14 protein-coding genes are annotated in these 26,121 nt (G+C 68.8%); 4 read left to right on the top strand and 10 right to left on the bottom strand.

Annotation, left to right across the window (positions count from 1 at the left end; translation table 11 throughout):
- Positions 1-4: 4 nt before the first annotated feature.
- Genes drmB through ACFVH5_RS11795 form a run of 4 tightly spaced genes read right to left on the bottom strand, consistent with a single transcriptional unit; the run spans position 5 to position 11,782 of the window.
- Positions 5-1,846: a DrmB family protein gene (gene drmB, locus ACFVH5_RS11810; protein ID WP_385833386.1), complete on the bottom strand. Its 1,842-nt coding sequence runs from the start codon at positions 1,844-1,846 to the stop codon at positions 5-7.
- Positions 1,843-5,094 carry a helicase-related protein gene (locus ACFVH5_RS11805; RefSeq protein WP_385833385.1) on the bottom strand — a complete coding sequence of 1,084 codons (3,252 nt, stop codon included), beginning with the start codon at positions 5,092-5,094 and terminating at the stop codon, positions 1,843-1,845. Before ACFVH5_RS11805 ends, drmB begins: the two co-directional genes overlap by 4 nt.
- On the bottom strand, positions 5,091-6,998 hold the full coding sequence (locus ACFVH5_RS11800; protein ID WP_385833384.1) for a UvrD-helicase domain-containing protein: 1,908 nt from the start codon (positions 6,996-6,998) through the stop codon (positions 5,091-5,093). Before ACFVH5_RS11800 ends, ACFVH5_RS11805 begins: the two co-directional genes overlap by 4 nt.
- Positions 6,995-11,782 carry a DEAD/DEAH box helicase gene (locus ACFVH5_RS11795; RefSeq protein WP_385833383.1) on the bottom strand — a complete coding sequence of 1,596 codons (4,788 nt, stop codon included), beginning with the start codon at positions 11,780-11,782 and terminating at the stop codon, positions 6,995-6,997. The genes ACFVH5_RS11800 and ACFVH5_RS11795 overlap by 4 nt, the downstream gene beginning before the upstream one ends.
- 668 nt (positions 11,783-12,450) lie before the next feature.
- On the opposite strand from ACFVH5_RS11795, the gene ACFVH5_RS11790 reads away from it, so the two are divergent.
- The 3 genes from ACFVH5_RS11790 to ACFVH5_RS11780 are packed head-to-tail and all read left to right on the top strand — an operon-like array spanning position 12,451 to position 16,465.
- Positions 12,451-14,574 carry a helix-turn-helix domain-containing protein gene (locus ACFVH5_RS11790; protein WP_385833381.1) on the top strand — a complete coding sequence of 708 codons (2,124 nt, stop codon included), beginning with the start codon at positions 12,451-12,453 and terminating at the stop codon, positions 14,572-14,574.
- On the top strand, positions 14,571-15,563 hold the full coding sequence (locus tag ACFVH5_RS11785; protein WP_385833380.1) for a hypothetical protein: 993 nt from the start codon (positions 14,571-14,573) through the stop codon (positions 15,561-15,563). The genes ACFVH5_RS11790 and ACFVH5_RS11785 overlap by 4 nt, the downstream gene beginning before the upstream one ends.
- Positions 15,560-16,465 (top strand): DUF6339 family protein, encoded by a 906-nt coding sequence (locus ACFVH5_RS11780; protein ID WP_385833379.1) that lies wholly within the window; start codon positions 15,560-15,562, stop codon positions 16,463-16,465. Before ACFVH5_RS11785 ends, ACFVH5_RS11780 begins: the two co-directional genes overlap by 4 nt.
- Here ACFVH5_RS11780 and ACFVH5_RS11775 read toward each other — a convergent pair.
- From ACFVH5_RS11775 to ACFVH5_RS11750, 6 genes are all read right to left on the bottom strand, one after another.
- Positions 16,393-17,781 carry a DNA cytosine methyltransferase gene (locus ACFVH5_RS11775; RefSeq protein WP_385833378.1) on the bottom strand — a complete coding sequence of 463 codons (1,389 nt, stop codon included), beginning with the start codon at positions 17,779-17,781 and terminating at the stop codon, positions 16,393-16,395. The genes ACFVH5_RS11780 and ACFVH5_RS11775 overlap by 73 nt on opposite strands.
- Positions 17,778-18,785, bottom strand: a complete 1,008-nt coding sequence (locus tag ACFVH5_RS11770; protein ID WP_385833377.1) for a DNA cytosine methyltransferase — start codon at positions 18,783-18,785, stop codon at positions 17,778-17,780. Before ACFVH5_RS11770 ends, ACFVH5_RS11775 begins: the two co-directional genes overlap by 4 nt.
- A complete protein-coding gene (locus tag ACFVH5_RS11765; protein ID WP_385833376.1) occupies positions 18,782-19,225 on the bottom strand; it encodes a very short patch repair endonuclease in 444 nt (147 codons plus the stop codon). The genes ACFVH5_RS11770 and ACFVH5_RS11765 overlap by 4 nt, the downstream gene beginning before the upstream one ends.
- A gap of 15 nt (positions 19,226-19,240) precedes the next feature.
- A complete protein-coding gene (locus ACFVH5_RS11760; protein WP_385833441.1) occupies positions 19,241-22,141 on the bottom strand; it encodes a Z1 domain-containing protein in 2,901 nt (966 codons plus the stop codon).
- Positions 22,142-22,239: 98 nt separating this feature from the next.
- Entirely contained in the window at positions 22,240-23,793 is a 1,554-nt protein-coding gene (locus ACFVH5_RS11755; protein WP_385833374.1) for an ATP-binding protein, read from the bottom strand.
- A gap of 209 nt (positions 23,794-24,002) precedes the next feature.
- Entirely contained in the window at positions 24,003-25,019 is a 1,017-nt protein-coding gene (locus ACFVH5_RS11750) for an SEC-C domain-containing protein (protein ID WP_385833373.1), read from the bottom strand.
- Positions 25,020-25,238: 219 nt separating this feature from the next.
- Here ACFVH5_RS11750 and ACFVH5_RS11745 point away from each other — a divergent pair, with 219 nt between their 5' ends.
- The gene (locus ACFVH5_RS11745; RefSeq protein WP_385833372.1) at positions 25,239-26,030 is read left to right on the top strand and encodes a class E sortase; all 792 of its coding nucleotides are present in this window, start codon (positions 25,239-25,241) and stop codon (positions 26,028-26,030) included.
- The last annotated feature ends 91 nt before the right edge of the window (positions 26,031-26,121 follow it).

Here is a 26,121-nt window from a genome sequence, read left to right as displayed (position 1 = left end):
TTGCTCAACCGGTCAGAAGGTCCGCGAAGAACCCGATGGCCGGGTCCTCCGGAGTGCCTACCAGCAGGGCGCGGTCGAGCAGACAGTTGTTGTGCTCGCAGCTCGTCTCCGGAAGCATCACGCAGGCATGACAGGCGGCGAGGTTGGTACTCCCCGTGCCGGTGGCTTCGGACTCGATGCACAGAGGATCGGCGGAGCACCACTGCGCGCGGTGCACGGCCGAGCACAGTGCCTGGGCCAGCCGTGTCGGCTCGCCCTGGGCGACGACACCACCGAGGCTGCCCGCCGAGTCGCTGGTGGCCGTGTATATCAACAGACCGGCCATCGTCTCGTCCGCGTACAGGCGCTCGCGCAGGGAGGCGGCCGGGTAGCCGGCGTCCAGGCTCCATTCGTTGATCAGCGCGTGGGCCAAGGTGTGCAGCAGCACCATGCGAGGCTCCGCGGGCGAATCGGGGACCTGCGTGGGATCGGAGGCCCGCTCCCGCAGCAGGCGCTCGTGGTTGGCGCGGATGCGGTCGACCCGGGCGACCACCGCGGTGGAGGCGGCCCACCTCTCCAGGCGGTCGTCGTCCAAGCGCAGGAAGACGCCCTCACCGTGGACCTCCATGGCGGGCAGCCAGGTGGTGGGCCGCAGGGACAGCGCCGCCTCGTGCACCTCGACGTTCGAGTCGGGGGCGGTGACGCGGGAGAAGGCCTTGAGCGCGCGGACCTCACGCAGGCGCTTGACGAGCATCGGGGTCATCAGGCCGGTGGGGAGGAGGGGGGCGCTGTCGCCGGACGGCGGCTCGCACACGAACTGCTGGCGTCGGTCGTTGTCTGCCTCGGCGTTCCCGGCGCAGAGACGTTCGTACTCCTGCCTGCGCAGGGCGAGGTAGCGGTGGTTCTGCCCGGTGGAGGACCCGTCGGGATCGGGATCTTCCTGGTCCTCCGCCTCGATCAGGGCGAGAACGGCGTCGGTGGAGATCTCCTCGTTCGGGAACGCTCCCTGGAGGTAGATCGCCAGCTTCGAAGGATCGGAGGCGTACTCGCGCACGGTGTCCCACCGTCCCGAAAGGCGATCGGCGAGGCCGTCGCTCCAGGGTGGGATCGACAGTGCCGACTTGAGGACCGGAGCCCAGACGACCGAAGAACCACGCTGGAGCGTGCGCGGCGGCTGGGCACATGACTCCGCGGGCGCGTCCTGCAACCACGGACGCTTACCTGAGCAAGGGACCTTGAGGTCGGCGAGCGCGGAGCGCCGGAACGCGCCCTCCATCGATGCCTCGGGCACGCCGCACGTACACGAGATGCGGATGGAGCGGAGCGAGGCGGTACGACCGGAGGTACGCAGACGCAGCTCGCCGCCGCAGTGACCGGACGCGCCGTCCGCCCGGTTGCCCCGATGTGCCCACTTCCAGTAGGGGAAGTCGTCGAGGTGCCCGTGCTCGCACGCCACCACGAAGCGGGAGGGAACGAGGTCCTCCTCGCAGTCGGTGCAGATGTTCTTGCCGGGCGGCGGGTTGAAGCCCCGCACGTGCTGGAGTGCGTCGCAGCGGGGGCAGGAGTGCCAGAGCGGGAAGCGGCGTACCCGGATGCCGTCCTTGCTGTCGTCGTCCGAGGAGGGAGGCAGCCGGAAGTGCTGGACTCCGAGGATGCGCGCCAGCCGGTGCTCGTGGATGATCGGCGCCTCGTCCAGGCTCCATGCCTCATGGGCCCCGTCGAGGCCGGCCACGACGAACGACTCGTTGTCGACCGCGATCAGCGAACCGACACCGTACGTGGTGATCATCTGAGCCCGGCGCACGGTCCCACGTCGGGGGAGGCTACGTCGGGGGGCGCCGCGTCGGCGGGCGGGGGGCGGGGTCATCGGGAAGCCTCCATGAACAGGGCGGACTCGGCGTCGACGTCGCGCAGACTCCACAGGGTCGGCCAGGCCTCGGCGTCCTCCGACTCGTCGTCGTACGCCTTGAGGAGGGACGGTGTCCTGTTTCCGCGTACGGGCTCGTACAGGAGGCCGCCGAAGAACTCGGCGTCCTTCTTCCACGAGTCCACGAACTCGTCGTAGGCGTCGGAGGTCGCGTCGTACTCCTCCTCGTCGACTCCCTGTACGCGAGCCATGAGGATCGGCTTGATCTCGTGACGAAGGATGTCGATGTAGTCGGCGATGCGCCCTGCGCCGTCGTTCGGCCGCGCAGCGGGGATCAGGATGCGGGCCAAGGCCACCACGACCGCGTGCAGGCCGCGGTCACGCGCCCGGGAAGAGAACGGGGTCACGGACGTCGACTCCACCTCGCGGTACAGGGCCGAGTGGAAGTGCAGGAAGTTCTCGTAGTGGGACCGGTCCCGGGAGCGCGTCGAGTTGAGCATGACGGCGACCAGACCGGGGTGGGAACGCCCGACCCGGCTGGTGGCCTGGATGTACTCGGCGGTGGTCTGCGGCTGGCCCATGACGGCCATCAGGCCGAGCCGGTCCACGTCCACGCCGACCGAGATCATGTTCGTGGCCAGCAGGACGTCCACGACGTCCGGGTCGGGATAGCGCCGCTCGATCTGTTTGAGCCGGGCCGGGATCGCGCTGGCGTCGATGCGGCTGGTCAGTTCCGCGTACCCGTTCGTGCCGCGCGGAGCTTCGAGTCCGTCCCGCTCGGCCAGGAGATCCAGGTACGACACCACGTCGTCGTGCACCTGGAGTTCGGCCGCGGACAGCAGACGCAGGCTGTTGAAGTAACCGACCAGGGTCCAGTAGGCGTCGCGCACCTCGTCGGTGGTGTCGGTACGCATCGCCTGGTGCAACAGGGTGGCGTAGGTGCGGATCAGCAGGGTCGACTGACTGGTACCGGGGGCGAGCAGCCCGACGTAGTGGCGACTGGCCTTGACCTCGCGGGGTGTCTCGACGGCGAACCAGGAGTCCCGCGAGTCGAGACCCGCCGGCGGGAACTGTCGCACCTCACGGTCGAAGAGGGCCTTACCCTGCTCCCCGGCCCGACGGATCGTCGCCGTGGAGGCGATCACCTTCGGCTGGTCGGCGAGGGCGTCGACGGCGGTCTCGTACAGACCCGTGAGAGTGCCGAGCGGACCGGAGATGAGATGCAGCTCGTCCTGCACGATCAGCTCGGGAGGCGGCGTGTTGTCGGAGCGGTCACGGTTGAAGAGCGCGGCGGTTTCCTCGCGCCACGGCATCGACGCGAACTTGTCGACAGTGGCGATGACGAGTGTCGGCCGGGCGTCGTACACCGCGTCGTCCACGAGATGCACGGGCAGACCGGAGGTGAAGTCGCAGCCGTCGCCGGGACAGCGCGCGTACATGCGCCGGGCGTCCTCGTCCACCTCGTAGTCGTCGGCGTCCATGGCGGTCCCGCACCACGGGCAGTAGTGGAGCTGCGCCGGGTTCTCCTTCTGCAGGGTCTTGCCGGCGCGCAACTCGTCGAGCTTTCCGGCCGCGACCTTCAGTTTGTTGGGCGTGGCGGACCTTCCGACCCACATGCCGATCGAGATCTGCTCGGACCCCAGCGTCAAGGGATCCTCGCGACGCATCAGTTCCATGGCGCAGATGAGGATCGTGGCGCGTTCGAACTGCTGAAGGGTGAGCAGCCGCAGTGTGTAGCGCATGAGGACGGTGACGCCGCCCCCCCGCTCCTTGCCGCGGATGCGACGGAGGAAGGCGGTGAAGGCGATCAGCCCCAGATACGCCTCGGTCTTGCCACCACCGGTCGGGAACCAGAGTAGGTCGGAGATCCGACGGTCCTCGTGGTCCGCGTCCTCGATGCCGGTCAGGCACAACAGGACGAAAGCGATCTGGAAAGGCCGCCAGCGACCTGACGTGACGTCGGGTTCACCTTCCCGACCGCCCCTCACCCAGTCGGTGCGCGCCCGCTGCTGCGCCATGGCCTGGTTGGCGAGACGGAAGGCGTGCATCACATCGGGTTCGGAGCGCAGGAGCCCGATGCCTCGGCGGATACGACGCAGCGCCTCGCGGCATGCGCGGATCTGCTCGTGAGCGGTTCCCTCGTACGGGGTGCCGGACAGTTGGGAGGCTTCCGCGTCCTTCCGGACGATCCACTGCTCGTAGCCGTTCGCCAACCCTTCGAGGGCGGACAGCACGTCGGCGTCCGGGCGGGTGGCGAGGTCGTGCATACGGAGCGCGGAGGCGTCGATCTCCGGGTTGGAGTCGGTCAGCAGGACCTCGTGCGTGGGCAGGAACTCGGTGCGGACCTCGGCGATCGCGGCTCGTTCTATGTCGGTGATCCCGACCTGTGGCGGTGTCCAGTCCCAAGCGACCGAGCAGCCGTGCCCGACGGCGAACGTCGGGGCGTGCCGGTGCAGGAGCCGACTGGTCTCCAGTTCCTCGTCGACCGCGCTGAGGACGGCGGGACGCTCGACGAAGGCGGAGGACCCGTTGGCGGCGGTGACGGTCAGCCGGGGTTGGAAGAGGGCGTAGGCGTCCTGGAGCTCACGCTCGCCCACCTTGTTGCAGTTGATCAGCGTGACGGTGACGGTGACGGTCCCGATGGCGCTCGGTTTGCGGACCAGGACGTCGAGTTCGACACCGTCGGCCAATTCCGGCTTCGGCTTCAGACGACCGGGGCGGGTTACGTCGACCGACACCTCCGGCAGGTCGAGCACCCGACGCCGCCAGTGTTCACGTTGATCGACGGTGGTCCTCGACTCGGCTCGCTTGGGCGCCACCTTGCGGCCCTCGGAGTCGACCGGGCTGTACATGGCGGCCCGGGCCTTCACTACGATCGTGTCCGTCGCCGTCGGATCGATGGCGAACGTCAGGCCCATGCTGGATGGCCTGCGGTCACCGGCCGACGGCAGCTCGACCGCCGGGGCCGACTCGTCCGCGCTGTCGCGGCTCAGGACCGGAGCGGCGTCGAGACCGTCCTGCTCGGCCTCGTCCTCCTCGACCTCTCGGCGCGCGGCCGTGTCGGCGGGCTGCGGATAGAGCACGCCGATGGGGTAGACCGTGATCGGCGCGTCCTGGGTGAGGACCTCCTCGCGGTCCTCACCGACGGCGTCGTCGGCCGGACCGAGCAGGTCACGACGCAGTCTTTCGACGAGGTCCTCACGGGCCCGGTAGTGGGCGTCGTGGCGTCCGTTCGTGCTGTCGGTCATGCCTTCTCGTCTCCCTCGTGAGTGCCCGGCGCGCGCCGGTAGCTGCCGAGTCCGTCGAGCCGGGGGGCCATCCACGCCCCGTGGTCGCCGAGCCCGGCGCGGATGCTCGCGGCGGTACCGCGGGCGACCGTCTCCACGCAGCCGACCCGCAGTCCGGTGATCTCGACGGGCCAGCTCACCTCCCAGGTGCGGGAGATCTTCTCCACCGTGTACAGGTCCCTGCGGAAGCTCTCCGAGACCTCGCCGATCTCGCGGTCGCGGTGGTGGATCCCGTAGGGCGGGCTCTGGTCCGGGCCCATAGGCATCTCGTGGCGCAGCCGCAGGACGACCTCGTCCCCGGGGCGTACGTGGTCGAGCAGGTACTCCTGCACGGACAGCGCGGTGGTGTCCGCCAGGTCCGCGCCCGGCGGCTCCTCCCAGGACACGTCCCGGTCGGCCGCGGCGACGCCGTACCGCTGGTGCGCCTTCCACCCGCCCTTGTAGAAGCGGTCCGTGCGACGTTCCCTGCGGATCTGTGCGGTGTTCGGCGGGCGTACGTGGCAGAGGTCCGCGCGGGGCCGGGTCATCGCGACGTACAGCGCACGCGCCTCCGCGGTCGGGTCCACCGCGGTGTGCTGCTTGCGCAGCTCGGCCAGGGTGGGCGGGATCAACAGGATCACCCGGTCGTACTCCAGGCCCTTGGCCCGGTGGACGGTCGAGACGACGAGCCGGGACGACTCCAAGGGCGCGAGCTCGTCGGGGAACCGGCCGTCGGCCACCGCTCGACGCACTCCGCCCAGCTCCAGGAACCCGCGTGGCCCCCGCGCCACACCGCGCAGGGAACGCCAGACCTGGGCGGGGTCGGTGCCGTCCGGCAGCGGGATGTCGGCGACGATCTCAAGGAAGCGCGCCTCGGCCAGGGTGGGCGCACCGGTGCGACGGAGCAGTTCCGCCACCCAGTACGGCACCGGACGGTCTCGGAGAGACCGCTTGAGGCTGTGATCGACGCCATGGGAGGCGAGCAGTTCGGACACCGCCAGTGCCTGGCGGTTGTCCCGGGTGAGGATCGCGCAGGTGTCGGGGTAGACCCGTAGGGCCGTCAGGGTCGACGGATCGTCGAGAAGGCCCAGGTCGGGGAGGATCGAAAGCCGGCCGCACAGCTCCCGATAGAGACGTTCGCCCCCCTTGTCCGCGCTGTCCGGGCCGAGCCGCTGGAACTCGGGACCCAGCGACAGGGCGGTCCGCGCCTCGGGTGTCTCGGCGCGGAAGTTCTCGGTCAGATGCAGCTCCACCAGGTCATCGGGATAGGAGACGCGCAGCCAGGTCAGGAAGTGGTCGACCTCGGCGGCCCGGGCGTCCGGGTCGTCGATCTGGAAGCCGTAGATCGACTGCGCGGAGTCCCCGACCACGGTGAATCCGCACGAGTCCTGGAACTGGTCGAGCAGGGTCTCGACCATGTCGCGGCGATCGCCGACGAGGTCCTGCACCTCGTCGATCACCACGTGGGAGGGTGCTCCCGTCTCACCCGCTTCGACCGCTCCCTTCCCGATCGCCAGTGTCGCCTCCCTGATCCGCTCGTCGAAGGTGCGAAGCCCCCACTCCTCGTCCGGGTACGCCTGGGTCAGAAGGGCGTACGCCCAGGAGTCGAAGGTCTGGACGCGCACCCGCCGGGCCCGCTGCCCGTGTGTGGCGATGCGATGACGCAGCTCGCGCACGGCGGCCCGGGAGAAGCTGAGAACGAGGATCTCCCCGGCCTCCAGAGCGTCCTCCTCGTGGCCGACCAGGGCGTCGAGACGCCGGACCAGGGTGTGGGTCTTGCCCGACCCGGCGCCGGCCGTCACCAGGACGCGCGCGTCCCAGGGCCGGTCGACGACGGCCCGCTGCTCGTCGGTGAGCGCCGGACTGTCGGCGTAGGCGTCGATCACTTCTTGCTCCAGAGGTGCTCGAACTGCGTGAAGGCCAGGGCCTTGCCGTAGTTGGTGATGTTGTCGCGGACGTTGAGGATCAGGCAGGTGTCCTTGCCGCCGTTGCGGGGACCGCGCAGGCCGCGCCCGATCATCTGCTGGTAGACGTTCGGGCTGTAGGTGGGGCGGGCGACGACGACGGCCCGCGTGGCCGGGGCGTCGAAGCCCTGGGTGAGGACGCCGTAGTTGGTGAGGACCCTGGTGCGACCGCTGCGGAACGCGTCGATCCGGCGGCGACGGTCGGAGGTGGAGGTGGCCGAGTCGACGGCTGCCGCGTCGATGCCTTGACCGTTGAGCTTGGCCGCCAGGAACTTCGCATGGCTGACGGAGGTCGCGAAGACGAGTACCGGCCAGTCGTCCGGCATGGCCTTGATCTCGGCGATGATCCGGTCGTTGCGGTCGTGGTCCTCCGCGAGCCGCTGCTCAGCCGCCTTGGACAGGATGCTCAGCTGTTCGGCCTGCGTCTGTTCCTGCGGAGTCAGTTCGATGGTGCCGCCGGTGAGTTCCCGGTGCTCGACGCGGGCGAGCATGCCGAGTTCCTGGAGTTCGGCGTACGGGTCACCCGTCGTGAAGACCCCGTCGTCCAGACGCGTGCTGCCGAACCGTCGGACCAGACGCTCGGTCTCCTCGACGTTGGTGTTACGGAACGGGGTCGCCGTCAGGCCGAGCAGGTGCCGGTCGGTGCGGGACGCTGTGAGACCCAGGTGGGACAGGATCTCGGTGTACTGCGGGGCGATGGCCATGTGGGCCTCGTCGACGATGACGAGCGCGGCTTGCCGAAGCCAGGCGTACGCGTCGGTGTCGAGGCAGACCCGCAGCTTGGCGTCCGTGGCCACCACGAGGTGCGGCCTGTCGGTGACCGGTCCCGCCTCGTTCGTGGTCCAGAGCCGGCTGATCACGAGTGGTGCCTCCGCGCCGACCTTCTCCCATACGAACTTCCAGCTCTGCACCGCCTGTTCGCACAACTCCTCGCTCTGGGCGATCCACAGGATCGGACCGTCCAACTTCTCCACCTGCTTGACCCAACGGATCACCGCCTCCGCTGTCACGCGCGTCTTGCCCGCACCGGTGGGCAGGGACAGCATCCCGCGCTGGGGGGCGATGCGGTCCAGCATGGTGAAGACGTTCGTCGCCAGCCGCTCCTGGTAGTCGTGGAGGCGCGGGAACTGGGTCGGGCCGGACACCTCGATCCGGGGTTCGAGGGAAGGAGCCCTGACGCCGGCGAAGGAGTCGGGGAAGTCGAGGTCGGAGACGAAGGCGAGTGCCCGGGAACTACCGGAGAACGACGACGGGGCGTTGGTGGGGTAGTTGGCCTGGAGGTCTCGGACGTGGACCTGCAGTATGCCGTCGCCGTGGGCGTCGAAAGCCAACTGCGCGATGCGGGAGTCGGAGAGCTCCGCCCCGCCGAGAGCGGCCTTCTCGCTGTCCAGCAGCCCGGCGGGCAGTCCGGCACGCAGGGCGTCGGCACCGATGAGCAGCTCCAGCTTGGTCACCACGTTCTCGGCGCCGCGCACCGCCTTCAGCGTCTCCTGGACCTTACGGTTCTGCTCCTGCTGCTCCTGCGCGTCGAGCACTTGGCGGCAGCCCGTCTCCCGGAGATTCAGACGCAGTTCGCGGTCCACCGCGACGAGCGCCTCCAGGTCGGTGGCGGGCTCCAGGACCAGGACGGTCGTGCCGTCCAGCGCGCTCCTCAACGGGGTGGCCTTCATGCCGTTGGGGGTGCGGAGGACTTCCTCCAGCTCGGAGCAACGCAGCAGGAAGTACTCGTTGGCGGCCTTGCCCACACGTTGCCGGAGCGTGGGGTAGGCGTCGCGCAGCGGGATCGGCTCACCGGCCGCCACGTGCCGGGTCTCCTTGCTGATGACGTCCGCGTACGGCAGCATGCCCCACTGCTTCACGAGCAGAGCGGCGTCCCCGGGGGAGGCGGTGAGCAGGGCGGGAACCTGCTCGGCGCGCAGCGCCTTGTACTCGGCCGGCGTGGCGGCCACGGCGATCTCGCCGTCCTCACGGGTGCTCCACTCCGCGCCGACGCGGCAGCGGGTGAGGGAGTCCTCGGGGAAGGCGACCTCCAGACGGGTCAGCATCACGTACATGTTGCCGACGAAGGCGTCGTCCTCGCTCTCCTTCAGCTGCTCCAGGAGCTGGGCCCAGTACTTGTCCGGGACCTTGTCGAGGCTGACGGGGAGGCCCAGCTTGCGGGCCTTCTCGGAACTGATCGCCGCGACCGGTAGCAGGTCGCGATAGGCGTCGAGCTGCGGGCCGACGGCCTCGGTGAGCGGCTTGAGGCCCTGGGAGGTCCTCACCCGGCCGTGGCGTCGGAGCATCCAACGCAGGGGCGAGGCGACGGCCTGACGCGTGCCGACCTGGGCGCCGAACTGGCGCGTCCAGCGGTCGATCACCGAGTCGTCGGACAACGCCCCCATGAAGGCGGCCTTCGCCTCGTCCGACATCAGCGGAAGCAGGTGAAGGGGACCGCCCACAGCGGCGCCTTCGAGTTTCATGCGGGTGATCTGCGGCCGGGACGCACGGTCGTCGAGCTGCCCCAGGTAGAGCTCGTAGGCCCACTCGCGGTACTCCCGCTCGTACCAGTCCTCACCCTCGGGCCGGTAGCCGCCCGTCGGCCGGTCGCGCAGGCCCACCTCGCGGAAGAAGCCGGCGTCGTCCGAGTGGAAGCGCATGTCGACCGTGAGGGACGGGTCGGTCCCGGCGGTCACCACCGGGCCGGGAAGCATGGCGTTCCGCATCGGACGGTAGGTGCCGTCGGCCACCCGGACGTGGAGTGTGGTGAGGGGCGTCGCCACCCGGGAGCGGACCTCGTTGGAGACATGACTGCCTCCCGCACTGTGGAACAACTCCCAGAAGTGGTTCCAGTCCTGGGGCGCGTAGTTGTCGAATCCCTGGTCCAGGACGCCGACGAAGCGACCGCGTGCGTCCGCCTCCTGGATCCCGACGGTGTTCAGGGCCATCGACAGGGAGTCGTCGTCGGACAGGCCGGCATGGACGTATACCAGGTCGTCCTTGAGCCCGTCCTGCACCGAACGCCGGAAGACCTTGCCCGCGACCGGCGCGACGAGGCCGTGTTCCTCGGTGAGTGCGACGCGTGCCCTGCGGGCTTCGACGGCGTACGGGGACTCCACCTCGATCATGGCGGCAACGATCCGGATCGCGGCTGCGGAGGCCGCCGGGGTCCCGTCCGAGACGAGCGCCTCCAGCCACTCCTTCACCGTGGAACGGTTCAGCTCGGCGGCTTCCAGGATGTGCTTGACCTTGCCCGCGCGGAGGTTGTCGGCCTCGGCCGAGGGGTGGAGCCAGTTCGTGGGACGGCCGGCGTAGGCGTTCCACATCCCCAGCCACCGCACCTGGTCCTTGGGGGTGGCCTTGCCCAGGTCCGGAGGGAAGCTGAGGTCACGAGGGGTCTGCAGCACACCGTCCTGGTCCGGCAGGGAGGGGCGCTGCGCAGCCGCCGCCCAGATGTGCCGGGTCAGGTAGCGGTCGGCCCAACTGACGGTCTCCGACTCACGGGCACGTCCGGGCAGCAGCCGAAGGTAGACGGCGGGGTCCTCGGCGGGTGCCAGCTTCGGCAGGGAATCGATGACAAGGCGCGCCGCGACCTGGATCAACTCCTCGTTGAACGGGGACGAGTCCAGCAGGTTCTGCCGGTCCTCGTTGGTCTTCCAGGCGCCGTTGAGGTATCCGCTCAGGGTGATGTCGTACTTGGTGGGGAAGAACGACCAGAACTTGCCGCGTCCCCGGGGGGACGTCAGCAGGCCGGTCGTCTCGTCCTTGGTGTACGCCGGAACCGCCCATGAGACGTCGATGGCGATCCGGTCGTGCATCTCGCCAGCGCTGAGACGAGCCCGCTCCGTGGGCTGATGGGTGTGCGTGAAGACGTTCCATCGGTGGGCCTTCACGGGGCTGCCGGTGCGCTGCTCGTGGACGGTACGGAGATGACCGTCCTGTTCCGTCCTGAGCACCCGTCGGACCACCGGACGAAGCCGCCGGTCCTCAAGTGTCACCTCACCCACGTGCGGCGAGAACAACTGGAACCCGGCAGGGAAGCTGTCGCGTACCGGACCGGTGCCGTTGTTCCCCTCCTTGCGCGGGGAGGGCGGGACGGCGTGCATGTCGTGGGCCAGCTTCTCGTCGGCCTTGGGGAGCAGCGGCAGACGGACCACCGTGGTCGCCCACCTCATCAGTTCGTCGAGCGTCTGATCCATGCTCCGTTCAGCCGCTTCGTCGAGGGGACGCGCCATACGCAGTACCGGCGCCTCGAAATTCTCGCCGAGACGCTTGACCCCGGGCACGCTTCTGATCTGCTCGTACGCCCAGTCACGGTCGAACCCGAAGCACCCCGTGCGACTGAAGAACTCCGGCGTGTCCGACACGACGAGCACGGACTTCACGCCGACACCGAAGCGCCCGATCTGACCGCCCCGCTTTTGGGACATGCTCATTCGAAGAATGGTCTCGGCGCCCTCGGGGGTGACGGGAGTTCCCTGATTCGCGCAGTAGAGGTGCGTCTCCGTCAGGACGACGTGCACCTTTCCGCCGGGCTCGTCGGCGATCTCGTCGGCGGCGTTCTGGACGAGCTCGAAGAGCTGCCGGTCACCGTAGCCACCCTGAGTGATCCGTCTTTCTCCATTGGCGTGTTCCGGAATGAGTCCGGGGTCGACACGGTAGGTCTCCAGGACACGGGCGGACTGTTCGACGACGGTCTTGATCACCGGTGTTTCGATATGGGTCATGGCGGGACTCCATTCCAGGAACAGCGAGCACGAGGGAGTGCGGAGACCGGTCGCCTGCGTCTGGCCAGGCGCGGTGCGGTGAGGTGCGTGTAAGTGGAGCCGCTGCTCGTGGGGTCAGCGGTGACGGTGATGGCAGGGACGCGATGTCGGTGCCGATGGTTCCTGCTTCCCTGAGAATCAGGGACAGGGAATCGTTTCTCCGATGTCGCGTCGAATGCGCGGGAGTCCCGTGTCATGTGCCGGGGATGCAAAAAGAGAATGACTGGTCACGGGAACCCATTCGTTTGCGGCGAAATAGACTACTCGTGCAGGACGGTAGGGGCGCACGAATGGGGGGGGGGAGGTCCGGTGACCTACGGCGCACTGAAACCAAAAGCGAAAATAGGAGTTACGAGGTGGTAGGCCGCGTTCTCTGGACGGAAGGTTAGCGAGTTCTGTTCGAGTGGCGCAAGGGGGTGCTGCGGAATGCGGGCCCTCACTTGCTACGGAGGTCGGAGGAGCAAAAGGGATGCATGGTGCATAGGGTGATAAATGTGGGTGAAAAGATCTGATCCGTCGTGGCAATGTTCCGGGAGTCGGAAGGTGCCCGTCAAGTATCATTTGACAGGTCGCTGTCGCGTCAATCGACCCGTGCCGTGGGTCGAGACGGTGACCCGAGAGGGGGAAGCATGGAGGTCGGAGAAGACTTCGGGCCCTGGCTGGCCCGTCAGCTCCAGCTGACGAGGATGAAGCAGACGGAGCTCGCCGAGGCGGTCGGGGTGACGCGAGCCGCCGTCTCCGCCTGGATCACCGGCCGGGCCGAGCCCCGCACGGAGACGATCAACAAGATCGCCGAAGCACTCAAGTTGGATGTGGGCACGCTCCACACCCGTACCACCGACACGCTCGCCGGCCTCCCGATCACCTGGTACCACCGCCCCGGACACGCCGACGGCGGACGGGAGTTCGGCAATGCGGCGGCCTTCGCCTTCGAGGCCGACCTGGAGGTCCTGGCCCGCGAGGCGACCCAGAACAGCCTGGACGAGCGCCGCCGGGAGAACGAACAGCCGGTCCGCGTCCGCTACACCCTGAACGAACTGACCGGCGAGACCCTGGCCCGGTTCCGTACGGCCATAAGTTGGGACGACCTGTTCCCGCACTACGAGAGTGCCGCCGCGCAGGACCAGAAGGTCGGCCGTGTCATCAGCGCGGGTCTCCGTGAGATGTACGACCGCGACCGTCTGGTGCTGCTCCGGGTCGACGACTACAACGCGAGCGGTCTGACGGGCGACGACTACGCCGACGGTCGCTTCGCCGCTGTCGTGCGGCGCCAACTCGACAGCCGCAAGTCCGACTCGGGCGCCGGTGGCTCCTACGGTCTGGGCAAGGCCACCCTGTGGGCGGCGAGCCGGCTCGGCCTCGTCCTCATCAACTCCACCCTCGCCGAGCCCCACGAGGGACGCACCGATCGACGGCTGATCGGGCGCCTCGACCTGCCGTGGCGCGAGGTGGACGGCAAGCCGTACGCGGGCCCCGCCTGGCTCGGCCGCCCCGACGCAGAGTCGGACAACGTGGACGTGGTGCGTTCCTGGTGGGCGGACGAGGACACGGTCAAGAGCTTGCACCTCGATCGCGAGAGCGACGATCCCGGCACCTCCTTCCTCGTCGTGGGGGCGCACGACGTCGCCAGTCTCGCGGGGACCCGCCCCGACGGTGACCCGAGCGACGACGAGGACAGCCTGGAGCGCATGCACAGGCGGCTGGTCCAGGCGCTCGGCCGCAATTTCTGGGCGGCGATGACGACGGGCGGGGACCGGCAACCGCTCCTGGAGGCGTCGGTCCGGACCCAGCGCAACGGCGAGGAGTTCCTCAAGGAGGAGCGGGTCGACCCGATGATCTACCAACCGGCGCGCTCCCGGGCCCTGCAGGCTTTTCTCGCGGGGAACACGGTGGAGCGGATCACCGAGGTGGGTCAGGTGGCCGCCGTCACCGTGCCACTGAAGGTGCCGGACATCGAGGGACGGCCCGGCTCGGGCGGCGAACACCGAGCCGTGCTACTCGTCACCGATGCCTCGGACCCCGACGGGAAGCCGAACCAGGTGACAGCGATGCGCGGCAACCGGATGACGGTCAGGACCAGCCGGGTCCCCGACCTTCCTCTGGGGACCGACCCGTTCCAGGCGGTCCTCCTCGCGGGACGCGCCGCGGGCGAGGACGCTCCCTTCGCCGCGGAGGCCGAGGAGTTCCTGCGGACGTCGGAGCCGCCCGAGCACAACAAGTGGAGCCAGACGGAGGAGCTGCGTATGCGCTACTCGCCGTCGGCCCACCGCCGGATCGCGGCGCTGACGACGGCGACGAACAAGGCCGTGAAGGAACTGGTCGCCGTCCCGAAGGAGAAGAAGGACAGCACCGGCACCGGCAAGGTACGCAAGCGGCTGAAGGTCTCCGGCAAAGCCGCGGCCAAGGGCAACACGACCGTGGCGCTGCCGAAGCTCGACGATCTCGATGCCACGGTCGGCACCGATGGAGCGTGGCAGGTCACCGCCGAAGTGAAGGTGCCTGTCGGTGGTGAGACCTGGCACATGAGCCCGATCGCGAAACTGGAGGTCAGATCCGGTCCCCGGCCTGTGGTGCGGTGGGCCGAGCTGGTTGCGGTCAGCAACTGTGAAGTGGTCGACGGCGTCCTGCACTTCGCGCCCGGCGCGCGCCGCGCCTCCTTCCGGGGAGTCACCGACGTGTCCACGCACACCGTACGGGCCGCGCTGACCGGTCTCGTCGTCGAGCTCCACACGGGTAGGGGAGACAGCGCATGAGGGCCTATCCGTACCCCCGGCCGTCCGGCCCTGTGACCATGCGGGTCACGGCCGTACGGCTGAGCGGGCCCGACGAGGCACGGGAGGATCTGGACACCAAGGGTTACTCGGTCGTCGAGCAGGTCGCGGCCCTGGGGCGAGCCGAACGCTCGGACTGGGAGACGGCTCGGTTGAAGCTGTCGGCGACCGTGCCGGCCCGGGAGATCGAGACCAAGGGGCACTGGTCGGAGGTGAAGGTCGTGGCCGTCCTGGCGGAGAAAGCCACCAACGCCCGGACCGTCGCCCGACTGGAGCCGGAGGGACCGGACGACCGGGAGTGGACGGGAAGCATTACGCTCGTCCGGCCCGACCACCTGGACAGGGCGACGCTCTCCGTCCATGTGGTGGCCACGGTCGACGGCGTGCCGGGCCGGATCATCGCCTCCTCCGAGCGGGACTGGATGGTCGACGTGACGGCCGACGTTCCGCTGCGGGACCGGCAGTTGGACGTCGTGACGGTCAGCTTCGCGCGTGCGGCCGAGTGGTTGCGCCCCTTCCGGGACGCGCCATGGATGGTGGACACATCGGGCCGGATGCCGACCGTCCGTCTGAACACCGACTTCGAGGGCCTCACCGCGTTGGTGCAGGGAGCGGGCACCAAGGTCGAGAGTCTGGTGGGCGAGATGCTGCTCTCCCAGTTGTGCACCGACGTATGGACCGCCGTTTTCCATACCGCCATCGGCGACTTGGAGATCGAGGACGACGGGACGCCGCTGCTTCCACCCGATTGGCGGGGCGAGGTGCTGCGCGAGATGCTGCCGGACGTCGTGCCCGGTCGCTCCGTGGAGGACGCGTTGCGAGAGGTGCACGCCCGACGTACCGGGGACGGGACCTGGGCCGAACTCCAGCCGCGCATCCACTACGCTGCCACGCGCCGCGCCGAGGTGCCCAAAGCGTTGGGCGAGACCGTCCGTGGCATCGAACGACTCGATCAGGAGGCCACCGCGTGACCGCGAGACCCGACCACCTGCCGGAGCGGCTGGCGTTGCTCGCCGACATGCAGGCCGCCACGTACATCAGCGAGGGTCTGCTCACAGGCCGTGAGGACGTGCCGTCGATCGCGTTGAACAAGGCCACGGAGGAGTTGCCTGTCGACGACGCCCGGTTCCGCCTGCGGCCGGTGCGGGACCTGATCGACGACGTCATGTACAAGGTGCAGGCGGAGGAGAGGCCCGTCACGGCGGCGGACGCCTGGTTGGCTCCCCGCCTGCACGCCACGCTCCGGCTGACTCGCCGTGAGGCGGCGGACGCACGGCTGTGGAACTACCTGGCACTCGGAGTGGCGCCGGACTACGTCGTCCGGCGCCACTTGCCGACGACGCCGAAGAAGGACGGCGGCACGCCGAGCGTGGCCCGGGCCCGGTTCCGTGGCGCCCACTACACGCAGGCGTTCTCCCGGCTCTGGTGGGCAGCCGAACTCTTCCGGAACGGCCCCGACTACTCACCTGTCGTGGTTGCGTGCGGGAATCAGGACATGCTCAACACCGCACTGCGGATGGACGTCGTCGACCACCGCCCGACCGCTCTGGCGCTCGTCAACCTCATCGAACGTGGGCTGATACGCACAGGTCGTGAGGCCAATGCGCTGGCTTCCGCGGTCAATGCGTCGGCCGCCACGCTCATGTACGACGTGGTCGCGCAGGACTCCGAGCGGGACGCGGAGCCATTGCGCGACTGGATCGCGGCGGCCGAGGGAGCCTCTCCGGTCCGTCGGAACGCGCTGCCCGAAGGCCCGGAGGAGGAGCGTGCGCCCGAGGCCTCGGTGGCTGTGCTCACCGACTACTTCGAGGGGCTCTTCGCGGATGCTCCGGTGCGGGGGCGTGAAGTCGTGGAGGAGCTCTCGGCAGGTTGATCGTAAGGGTGCCCGGTCGGACAGGTTCGCTCCCGCGGGCACCCTTCGAGTCGGAGGTCGGCACCGCGCAACGCATCGGCGGGTCCGCCCCAACTGAGGTTCAGCTCGTCCGGAAAGGAAGGGGTCAGACCGAGTGCAGCCCCGAGGACGTGCATTCCGAACAACGGTGGGACCGCGTTACCGACCTGCTGGGCCTGGTCTTTTCCGGACCATGGGAAATCCCCGGGGAACGACTGGAGGACGCCGGCCTCATGAATGGTGAAACGAGGTAGAGGTCTCCCGTTCGCGTCCATCGGTCGATTACGGGAAATCTTACCCGTGACGGTGAACGAGGGTTGATCCCAGTGTCGGATTCCCCGCTTCTTCGGATCTCCGCCGGATCCATAGTTGGAGACCACGTAGAATTTCGAGTCGCGCGGAATTGAATCGTGGGAGGCGTCCAGCTCCTCCTTCGCGGCATGCAAAGCGGCATGCATGGAGCGCCACGAGTCCTTCGAATCCTCTTCGGGTTCCTTCGATTCGACGGGAAACAGTGCCGCGTCGTCCTCGACAGCTTTCTGTCGCAGGGTGACGAAACGGGCGTGGGTGGTGCCGGGTAGTTCCAAGGGCTTGTCCGGGCGCTGCTCCTCGTCGATGAGGCGGGCGACGAGGACTGCTCGTTTACGGGTCTGTGGGACGCCGTACTCCTCGGTGCGTAGTACGTCGTAAGCGACCTCGTACTTCACGTCTTCGTTCTGCACCTGCCCGGAACTGTCAAGGCGTGGACGCTTGATCGCGCCGCCGGCGAGCACCCTTGCGTAAGCCTCCCAGACCGCGTAGACCGCAGGTACCTGTTCCAGGACGATGTATTGGTACGGCCCTCTGCCGGAGGTGATGGCCTTCAGCAGGTAGCGCAGCGGCTCCAATACCAGGCCGGTACGCGCATCGAGGTCTTGGAGCTTTTTGTCGACGAGCTGACCTTCCGGGTCTTCGATCAACTCGTCGATGAGTTCCGTCACCGTGTCCAGGGCTTCTCGCCCTGCGCCTTTTCCCGCGATGGAGAATGACTGGCAGGGCGGTCCACCTGACAGGACCCTTGTGTGCGGGACCTCGTCATAACGCTCCTTGCGCATGACGGTCACATCGGCATGGATGGTCGGCAGGCCGGCTCGGTAACGCGTTTCACATGCGTTGCCGTCCAGCTCGATACCGACGCTGGTGAGACCCAGGAAGTGCGCTGCGACATCCAATCCACCAGGGCCGGCGAAGAGGTCGAGGACGTCGTAGTCAAATGATCTGTCCTCGGAGTCGTGCGTCTGCGGTTCCGGGTTGCTCATGTGGCCGAAGTGTAGCCGGCCGGTGGGTGTGATCGTCGCCCCAGTGCCTCGGCCACCGAACGCCCCAGAGCCTCACCGACCGCAGGTGGGGCGGCATTGCCCACCTGCCGGTAGCGCGCGGTCTTTCCACCGGCGAAACGCCAGTCCTCGGGGAAGTCCTGCAGCAGTGCCGCTTGCATCACGGTGATCTTCACCAGCCCCTCGTCGCCCAGAGCCGGGTCCCATCTGAAGTCGTGATCGGGGATCTGGTCACCGAAGGACTTTGTGTAGACCCCCATCCGCTCCCACTGGGCCTTGGTGCCGCGCGGCCCGAAGTCCGCGCCTCCTCGTGCCTTGGAACCGCCTACCAGCGTCGGTGCGACATGTACGGCTTGTGCTGCCCAGCGGTCGGCGTCCGACCAGCCCCGGGACCGCATCGACCGTGCCAGTGCCTGCCCCACCGATACATGTCGGCGAACGGTGGGCGCAGGTGGCTGAAACGCCGCGGCCCACCGGCGCTTCACAGCCACAAGGACACCCGACTCGCGGTCCTGCGGCACTCCGAAATCTGCGGCGTTCAGGGCGAACCAGCGTAATTCGTAGCCGAGGTGCTCCAGTTCGCCGCGCAGGAAGTCCCGTACGGGTGCGAAGGAATCCTTGTCGACCAAGGTGCGCATGTTTTCGATGACCAGGGCCCGCGGTTGTACGGCGTGGGTGAGGTACGCGGTGGCCTCGATGAGTCGGATCTCTTCGTCCGACGAGTCGCGTGTCACTGTCGCGCTCGACTTCACCCGGGGGAGGCCGGCCGTGAGCACGTCCACGTCGTACGCTTCCGGGTGCTCCGAAGGGTCGAATTCCAACAGGTCCTCTTGCACGACGTTCCAGTGCGGGCGGTTCATCAGGAGTGTCTCGCACGCATGTGGGTCGATGTCCAGCAGCAACTTCGGCTCGAAGCCGGCTCTCTCCAGCCCGAGCGCGAGACCCCCCGCGCCTGAGCAGACATCGACGAACGTCAGCTGATTCATGCGTTCCGCATCCCCCTGTTGCCGTGCCGCTGTCGGTCCACTGCCGCCGCCACCCGCTCTGCCACGTCCCCCGGTGCCTCGTGCTCCCAGAACCGCAGCACCGTCCACCCCGACGCCACCAGGTGCCGTGTCGTCTCCGCGTCCCGGGCCATGTTGCGGTCCAGCTTCTCGCGCCACCACTCCGCGTTCGCCTTCGGCCGGGTCGCGTGCTGCGGGCAGCCGTGCCAGAAGCAGCCGTCCATGAAGACGGCGACCTTGGCGCGGGTGAAGGTGATGTCGATCGTGCGCCGGGACATCCCCGGAACCCGGACGTTGAGGCGGTACCGATGACCCGCGGCATGCAGCAGCTTCCGCACGGCCACCTCGGGTGCGGTGTCCCGTCTCGCCTGGCGACTCATCCTCGCGGAGACGGCGGGCGAGGACGGTTTCGCGGTGTTCATGGACGTCTCCCGTGCTCAGATGTCCTGGTGATCGACGATCGCGTGGCGGCTCGTGCCGTTGTCCCGGGCCCGGAAGCGCAGCAGGCCGCGTCCTGCCCGTGCGGAGCCACCCGGTGCGACCAGGGTAAAGGCCATGACCAGACGACGGGGGTCGACCGAACCGTCCGAGGAGAGCACGGGATCGGACTCCACGACCGGGTACAGAACGACGGCGCCGCGTCGGGGACGGACGATTGACTCCACGGTCTCGTTGCCGTGAGGTGCCCCGCCGGACCCCGCGATGCGTAGGACGGAGGGCCGGTGCTTGGGCTCGCTGATCGCACCGAACAAATCGTTCCTGCGCCGCGTACGACGGGCCAGCGACAGCGGTCGCGACCCCAGGACACGCCCTTCGGTACGACGGCCCGACGTCTGCTGCGGAGCGACGACGACCCAGTCGTCGATGGGCGCGTTGAGGTTCCCCGCCTCGACAAGGGATTCCAGGTGGGGCGAGAACTGACGTGGCTCCGACCAGCGCAGCTCGCACAGCACCTTGAGGAGGGTGTCGTGGTCTACGGTGGAGACGAGTGCCTCGTACTCGGTTCCGCCACACGCGAGGGTGACCGGCGGCGCGTCGAGGCGGTCGATGAGCGGCTTCCATGTCTCCACGTTGTGACGCAGGTCCGCCGCCGTGGTGGCAGCCGGGTAAGCCGTGGGCTCCACCCACTCACCTGGCGACCGGATCTCCACCAACTCCGCGTTGAACATCTTGTTCCGCGCCGCCGGCTTGAGCCACGGCAGGTGCTGGGAGACCAGGGGCGGCACCTGCGAAGGCGTCAACTGCGGATGTCCGTCCACCAGTTCCGCGTACCGCGCCAACTGCCCGCGGAACAGTTCCTCGTCCCGGCACACCGCCTCGAACGCCTCGTACAGGTCCGCCGTCTCGCTGCGGCCGTACGCCTCCTCACGGCCGATGTACAGACGTACGAGGTCGCGGTAGCCGGGGCGGAAGCCGAACCAGCGGCCCATCTGCATCAGGGTGTCCGCCTGCTGGGTGGTGCGTCGGTAGTACGTGACCGTCAGGCCCTCCACCGTGAAGCCGCGCGAGAGTTTCGTGCCGCCGACGAGGATCTTCCAGACGTTTGGCGTGCGGTCGAAGTCCAGATCGAGCTGGTCGAAGTAGCGGTCCGAGTCGCCGTTCACGACGATGACGGGGCGGCTTCCGGAACCGATGAGCTGGCGTGCGCGGCTGACGTGCGGGCGCAGTTCCTCGTATGAGGCCGGCGAGGGCAGGCCTGCCGCGCGGGCCTCGCTGACCTTCGCGTGGTCCGACTCCCACAGTGCGGCGAGCCGCGTGTGGCCCGCTGTGGACGCGTAACCCGCCTCGTGCCACATGGAGTTGATGCGCAGCGCGAGATCCGCGTGGTCGTCCTTCTTCACCGACTCGTGCACCAGCATCGTGTGGTGGCGGAACGGGCCTTCCGGCACGCCGTGCGCCGCCCGGTAAAGCTTCAGCGCGCCGGACAGGACGAATGCGTCCATCGCCTCCTGGAGGCGGTCGCCCGTGGAGTCGTAGACGCCGCGGACGTGCGCCTTCTCCTGCGAGTCGGTGTACGTCCGCTCCTCGTGCGGCACCGCCGAGTCCAGGTCGTGGAAGTCCTGCACGCCCATGTAACCGGCCGGGCGGGGGAGGGAGATGAGGAAGTCGGAGGGGAAGATGTCGTCGCCGTCGCTCGGGTCCACGAAGACGTTGGCGAACGGGGTCGCCGTGTAGCCGACGTACTGGGCGCGCGGCAGCAGGCCGAGGAGCTGCGATATGAGCTTGTTGATCGCGGTGCGCTCGGTGCGGCCCTGCTCCCACTTCTTCGGGTTCGACGTGTTCACGGATGCCTGGTCGGACTCGTCGTCGACGATCAGGGCGGGCAGTTCGCCGAGGATGCCGTGGATCTGCTTGAGGTCCTTGACCAGCTTCTCCAGGACGCTCTTGTTCTTCTTGACCACCATCACGCGGGCTGCCGCGTGGTGCAGGTTCGACGGGTCGTGGAGCGGGCGGGTCGGTTCGCGCTTCTCGAACTCCAGGGCGCGGATGCCCTGCGCGAGGCTCTTGTAGTCGTTGTCGCGCGTGGTGAGGCGTTCGATGTCGAACGCGCCACGGGTCGAGGGGCGCCCGCCGTGCCGGACGAACTCCGGCCACTCCTCGTCGTCGCCCACGTAGTCCACGCCGACCAGGCTGTCCACGTCGTCGGGGTCCGCGCCGCGCAGAATGTTCTCCTGCCCGATCAGCTCCATGTCGAGGCGGCGCTGCGTCTGTGCGCGCAGCATGTTCAACGTGCCGCCGAGGATGATGACCAGGCGGTATCCCGCGTCGACGGCCTTCGCGGCCACACCGGTGAAGTTCGCGGTCTTGCCGGACTGCACGTAACCGACGACCAGGCCCTTCGCCTGGCGCGCGGCGGTCTGCTCAGGGTCGGCGAGGCGCTCGACCACCGCGTGGCTCGCCTCGTCGAGACCGGCGACCGCCTCCGGCGACCAGCCCTTGGCGCGCAGCTTGCGCTCGTACGCACGCCAGTAGAAGGAGCGGGCCTCCGCACGCTCCGGGGTGTACCAGGGCGTGAACTCCCGGGTGATGATCGTCGCGCCGGGCACCTCGGACACCCGTACCAGCTCGTCGAGCACTTTGCGCAGGTCCTCGCCGAGCCGTAGCCGGTCGTACGCGGTCGCGCGCCGCTCCGGGGTGCGCGGCGGGATGCCGGGTGCCCAGGGGGCGGACGCGGCGAAGTCCCAGTCGTTGAGGTGGCTGCTCCACAGGGCGAGGAGCGCCTCGTCGCCGGTGGTGAGCCGGGCGCGGAACGTCTCCTCGGTCAGGTCGGCGTCGGGGTGGTCCTCGTCGGCGGCCAGCGCCGCCCATTTGGCGAAGTGCTTCGGGCCGCTCGTCATGCCGGACAGGGCGGAGGTGTGGATGGCGAGGAGGTCGTCGTCGCTCACGGGGGTCCTTAGACGATCGGGGTGGCGGTCACGGTGGCGGGCCGGGAGGGTCAGGAGACGCCGCGTTCGCGGCGCTCGCGCTGGACCCGTACCGACGCCAGCAGGATCGTGTTCCAGTAGTCGACGCGGTCCTGGCGTGTCTTCTCCCAGCGGCCGAGGCCGAAGCAGTCCTCAAGGAGGAGATAGAGGAGCGTCTTCGTGACCGGGGCGTCGTTCGAGCCGCCGCGCCGGCCGTCGTTGAAGTCCTCCCGGAACGATCTGTTGAGGAGGACGGCGTTCGCCTCGCGGTCGAGGTCGAAGAAGCGGTCGTTCGGCAGAGAGGCCCAGCGGAACTCGATGGGCTCCTCGCCCGGCTTCTCCGGCAGTTCCTCCTTGACGACCCGTTTGACCTTCGGGTCAAAACCCTTGCCGGGCGGCGTCACCGGCTTGCGGGTGATCTCGGTGCGCTTCGAGCCGTCGCGGTACGCCTCCTCCGCGTCCAGGAGGTAGGTGTGAAAGGTGTGTTCCGCCGCGTCCCCCGCCTCCTCCACGCCGAGGGTGAAGGCGGGAGTCACGGTGACGCCCTCCTTCTTCACGTCGAGACTGAAGACACCGTTAGGAGTGGCCGGCAGATCCACCTCCACGCGGGCCAGGACGAGGTGCCCCTCCGGGCTGCGGAGACCGTTCCAGCCGCCCGCCTGCACGAGCCGGTCGTTGCGGTAGAAGTAGAAGCCCTGCCGCTCGGCCAGGGCGCCGATCTGCCGGAAGCCCGCCTGCTTGGACTTGGCGGACCAGATGTGCGCGGTGAGCGTCACCTTGCCGACGCCCTCGACCGGGGCCGTGAACGATCGGGGGTAACCCGCCCGCCCCGGCACCTTGTAGGCGAACGGGTCGAGGGGCTCGACGCTGATGTGGTCCAGCTCCTCCCACTGCCCGCCGTCGCCGTCGCCGACGTCCCACACGGCGATGTCCAGCTTCAGGCCCTTGCGCAGGAACCGGTGGAAGTAGAGGCCGAGATGGGTCTCCAGGCGGGAAATCGCCTTCGACAGGTACTGGTCGCTCTGTCCGCGCGCGACCGTCTCGAAGGTCCGCACCCGGTCCCAGCGGACCACCGTGCCCTGCCACTCGATGATGCCGTCGTAGCGGTCGACGAGGTCCTGCGCGTAGCGCGGGTCGACGGTGTCGCAGCGGAAGCCGTCCTCAATGCCCTCGGCCGTGAGGCGGCGGCCCGCGGCGCGGGTGCGCCGGGTGCGGCTGACGACGGTGAGCGAGGAGGCGTGCGAGAGGGAGGCGGCCTTCAGGCCCGTGCCGTACATGCCGAGGGATCCGTCGTCGTAGTCACGGCGTTTCCCGACCGTCATTGCGGCATCCAGGCCGGCGTCGTCCATGCCTCGGCCGTTGTCGATGATCAGGAGCGTCAGGATGCGCTCGGCGTCCCGCAGGAAGTGCACGACTATCTCGTCGGCGTCCGCGTCGAGGGAGTTGTCGATCAAGTCGGCGACGGCGACCTCGAAGCCGTACCCCTGGTTGGTGAGCGCCTTGCCGTAACCGGCGTCCGGGGGCAGATGCGTACTGCCGGTGGTGGGGACGTCGTACTGCCAGGCTGTGCTTGATTCGTAGGGCATGGGCTTCCTCGTGCACACAGGTCGGAGCCTGGGTGGGGGAGGAGCGGCCCGACATTCCGATCGATGGTGTGACGGTACTGCAAAGGTCGGACATCGGAACCGTCGGTACCGAAATGAAGACGGAGAGTTCCGTGCGCCCCGTGCCCGGGCGGCCGGGGGCTCCGGTCTGAGCCCCCGGCGCCGGGGACGGGCGAGCAGCGGAAGGCTGCCTACAGATCCGCCCCATGACACGTCTCGTAAGCCCGCCCCGACCCACACCAACACCCCACCCCCCGCTCCGGCGGCCAAGCCACAGCCCGGCCCCTCGCCGCCAAGGTCGTCGCGTACTGCGGGAGCAGTGACGCGTCGCTCGGGGAGGCCAGTTCCGAGGCTGCGAAGGCCTCGTACGACGGGACCGTGCCTGTCACGATGCCGAGGTTCGGGGTGCCCGAGGCGGACAGTTCGCGCAGCGAGGACTCTATGGTCGCCAGGTGGGCCTCGTGGGACGGGTACTCCGTGGACAGGTCCGGGTACGCCGTCAGGAGTTCGGTCAGTTCGGGGGCCGGCCAGTGCAGGACCGCCACCGGGAACGGGCGCGACAACGCCTCCCGGAACGTGCCCAGTTCGGCGCGCAGGCGGCTGATCTCCGCCTGCAGTTCCGCCGGGTTGTCGGAGCCCAGCGACCACACGCGCTTCGGGTCGTGCAGCTCGTCCAGGGTGACCGGGGAGGAGTTGAGGGTGTCCGCGAGGGAGTCCCAGTCGTCGTGGGACAGGCCCAGCATGCGGCGTACGCGATGGCGGCCGAAGAGGACCGGGTGCGTCGCGTACGGCGGCTCCGGGACGTCGGTCAGGAGGTGGACCGCCGCCTCCGTGAACGTCTCCTGCGCCGCCTCCAGCTCGTCGTGGGACTCCAGGGACTCGGCGACGATCACCCAGGGGGCCGGGTCGCGCGGGGCCGCCGCGCGGACGCCCTCGATGATGGCCCTGGCCTCCGCCTCGTGGCCGTACTCCCAGAGGTTGGCCGCCTTCAGGGCCCGTACCAGGAACGGGTTCTCCAGCGGGGTCGTGCTGGAGAGCAGGCTGTCGTAGAGAGAGGTGGCTCGCGGGCGGTCGTCGGCCAGTTCGAGGTGGGCCGCCGCCTGCACGAGCAGGTGTTCGGCGTCCTCGGGATACAGGCCGGCTGTCCGCTCCAGGCGTGCTGCTTCGGCGTTGTGGTCGACGTACTCGGCAGACGTGTCGGGGCGCATGAGTGACACCGTACTGCCGACCGCCCACAGAGGTGAGGTATGTGCAGGCCAGGGGTCGGATCGGCGCGCGGTGTTCAGCCGCTGTCGAGCCGCTTGTTCAGCTGAGCGTTCGGCGGCGTGCACGGGGAGCGTTCATGGGGATGGTGAGTTGAGGGCTCAGCCCTTATCGTGCGGGCCCGGTTCCTGAGCCCCGGTACCTGGCTGGGAGGAGGCGCGCGCGTGCGGGTTCCCGTCGTCCATCAGCAGGGCCGTCGGCGGCGTGCGCGGTACGCCCGGCTCCTCTGGAACGGTGCCGAGGTCGTCGTGACCCTCGGGGTCGTCCTCCTGCTCCTCGTCGCCCATCAACTGTGGTGGACCAACCGCCAGGCAAGGGAGGGCGCCGAGCGCAAGGTCCACGCCCTGGAACGCGAGTGGGAGGGAGAAGGAGAGGGGGAGCAGCGGGGTGGAGAGGGTGGTGGGGCTTCTGCCGCGGCGCGTTCCGGGGGCGGGTCGGATTCCGGTTCCGGTGACGGCCGCCCCGGGACCGGCTCCCGGGCCCAGCCTCGGTCGCAGCCCCGTTGGGACCAGGCCTACGCCGTCCTCACCATTCCCCGGCTCGGACTCCGCGTGCCCGTGGCCGAGGGGGTCAGCAAGTCCGGTGTGCTCAACAAGGGGTACGTCGGTCACTATCCGGGCACCGCCCAGCCCGGCCGCGTCGGGAACTTCGCTCTCGCGGGGCACCGGAACACCCATGGCGAGCCGTTCCGGTACCTCGACCGGCTGCGGCGCGGGGACCGGGTCGTGGTCGGGACCCGGGCCGCCGTCTACACGTACACCGTCGACCGGACGCTGCCGCGGACCTCGGCCGGGGACGGCGGGACGATCCGGGTGATTCCCCGCAGTACGGTCAGGCCGGCGTACGGGTACACGGAGCCCGCGCACTATCTGACGCTCACCACCTGCACACCCCAGTACACCTCCAAGTACCGGCTGGTCGTCTGGGGCAAGCTCCGTTCCGTGCGGCCCCGCTAGGGCCTGTCTGACCATTCCCGTCTGCCGGGCGACGCCATGCACGCCCTCTCGCCGCACCGGGCACAGAGCCAAGTACGTCCAGTACGAGGCT

The sequence above is a fragment of the Streptomyces sp. NPDC127119 genome, assembly GCF_042677425.1.
Taxonomy (GTDB): Bacteria; Actinomycetota; Actinomycetes; order Streptomycetales; family Streptomycetaceae; genus Streptomyces.
The sequence above is the reverse complement of the archived record's forward strand: the minus strand, read 5'-3'. Positions and strand labels throughout refer to the sequence as shown.

Bases quoted from the DNA above. Each gene is read 5' to 3' on its own strand.
- ACFVH5_RS11790 (WP_385833381.1), top strand. From the start codon at position 12,451: ATGGAGGTCGGAGAAGACTTCGGGCCCTGGCTGGCCCGTCAGCTCCAG.
- ACFVH5_RS11805 (WP_385833385.1), bottom strand. From the start codon at position 5,094: ATGACCGACAGCACGAACGGACGCCACGACGCCCACTACCGGGCCCGT.
- ACFVH5_RS11795 (WP_385833383.1), bottom strand. From the start codon at position 11,782: ATGACCCATATCGAAACACCGGTGATCAAGACCGTCGTCGAACAGTCC.
- ACFVH5_RS11760 (WP_385833441.1), bottom strand. From the start codon at position 22,141: ATGACGAGCGGCCCGAAGCACTTCGCCAAATGGGCGGCGCTGGCCGCC.
- ACFVH5_RS11770 (WP_385833377.1), bottom strand. From the start codon at position 18,785: ATGAATCAGCTGACGTTCGTCGATGTCTGCTCAGGCGCGGGGGGTCTC.
- ACFVH5_RS11750 (WP_385833373.1), bottom strand. From the start codon at position 25,019: ATGCGCCCCGACACGTCTGCCGAGTACGTCGACCACAACGCCGAAGCA.
- ACFVH5_RS11765 (WP_385833376.1), bottom strand. From the start codon at position 19,225: ATGAACACCGCGAAACCGTCCTCGCCCGCCGTCTCCGCGAGGATGAGT.
- ACFVH5_RS11755 (WP_385833374.1), bottom strand. From the start codon at position 23,793: ATGCCCTACGAATCAAGCACAGCCTGGCAGTACGACGTCCCCACCACC.
- drmB (WP_385833386.1), bottom strand. From the start codon at position 1,846: ATGACCCCGCCCCCCGCCCGCCGACGCGGCGCCCCCCGACGTAGCCTC.
- ACFVH5_RS11785 (WP_385833380.1), top strand. From the start codon at position 14,571: ATGAGGGCCTATCCGTACCCCCGGCCGTCCGGCCCTGTGACCATGCGG.
- ACFVH5_RS11775 (WP_385833378.1), bottom strand. From the start codon at position 17,781: ATGAGCAACCCGGAACCGCAGACGCACGACTCCGAGGACAGATCATTT.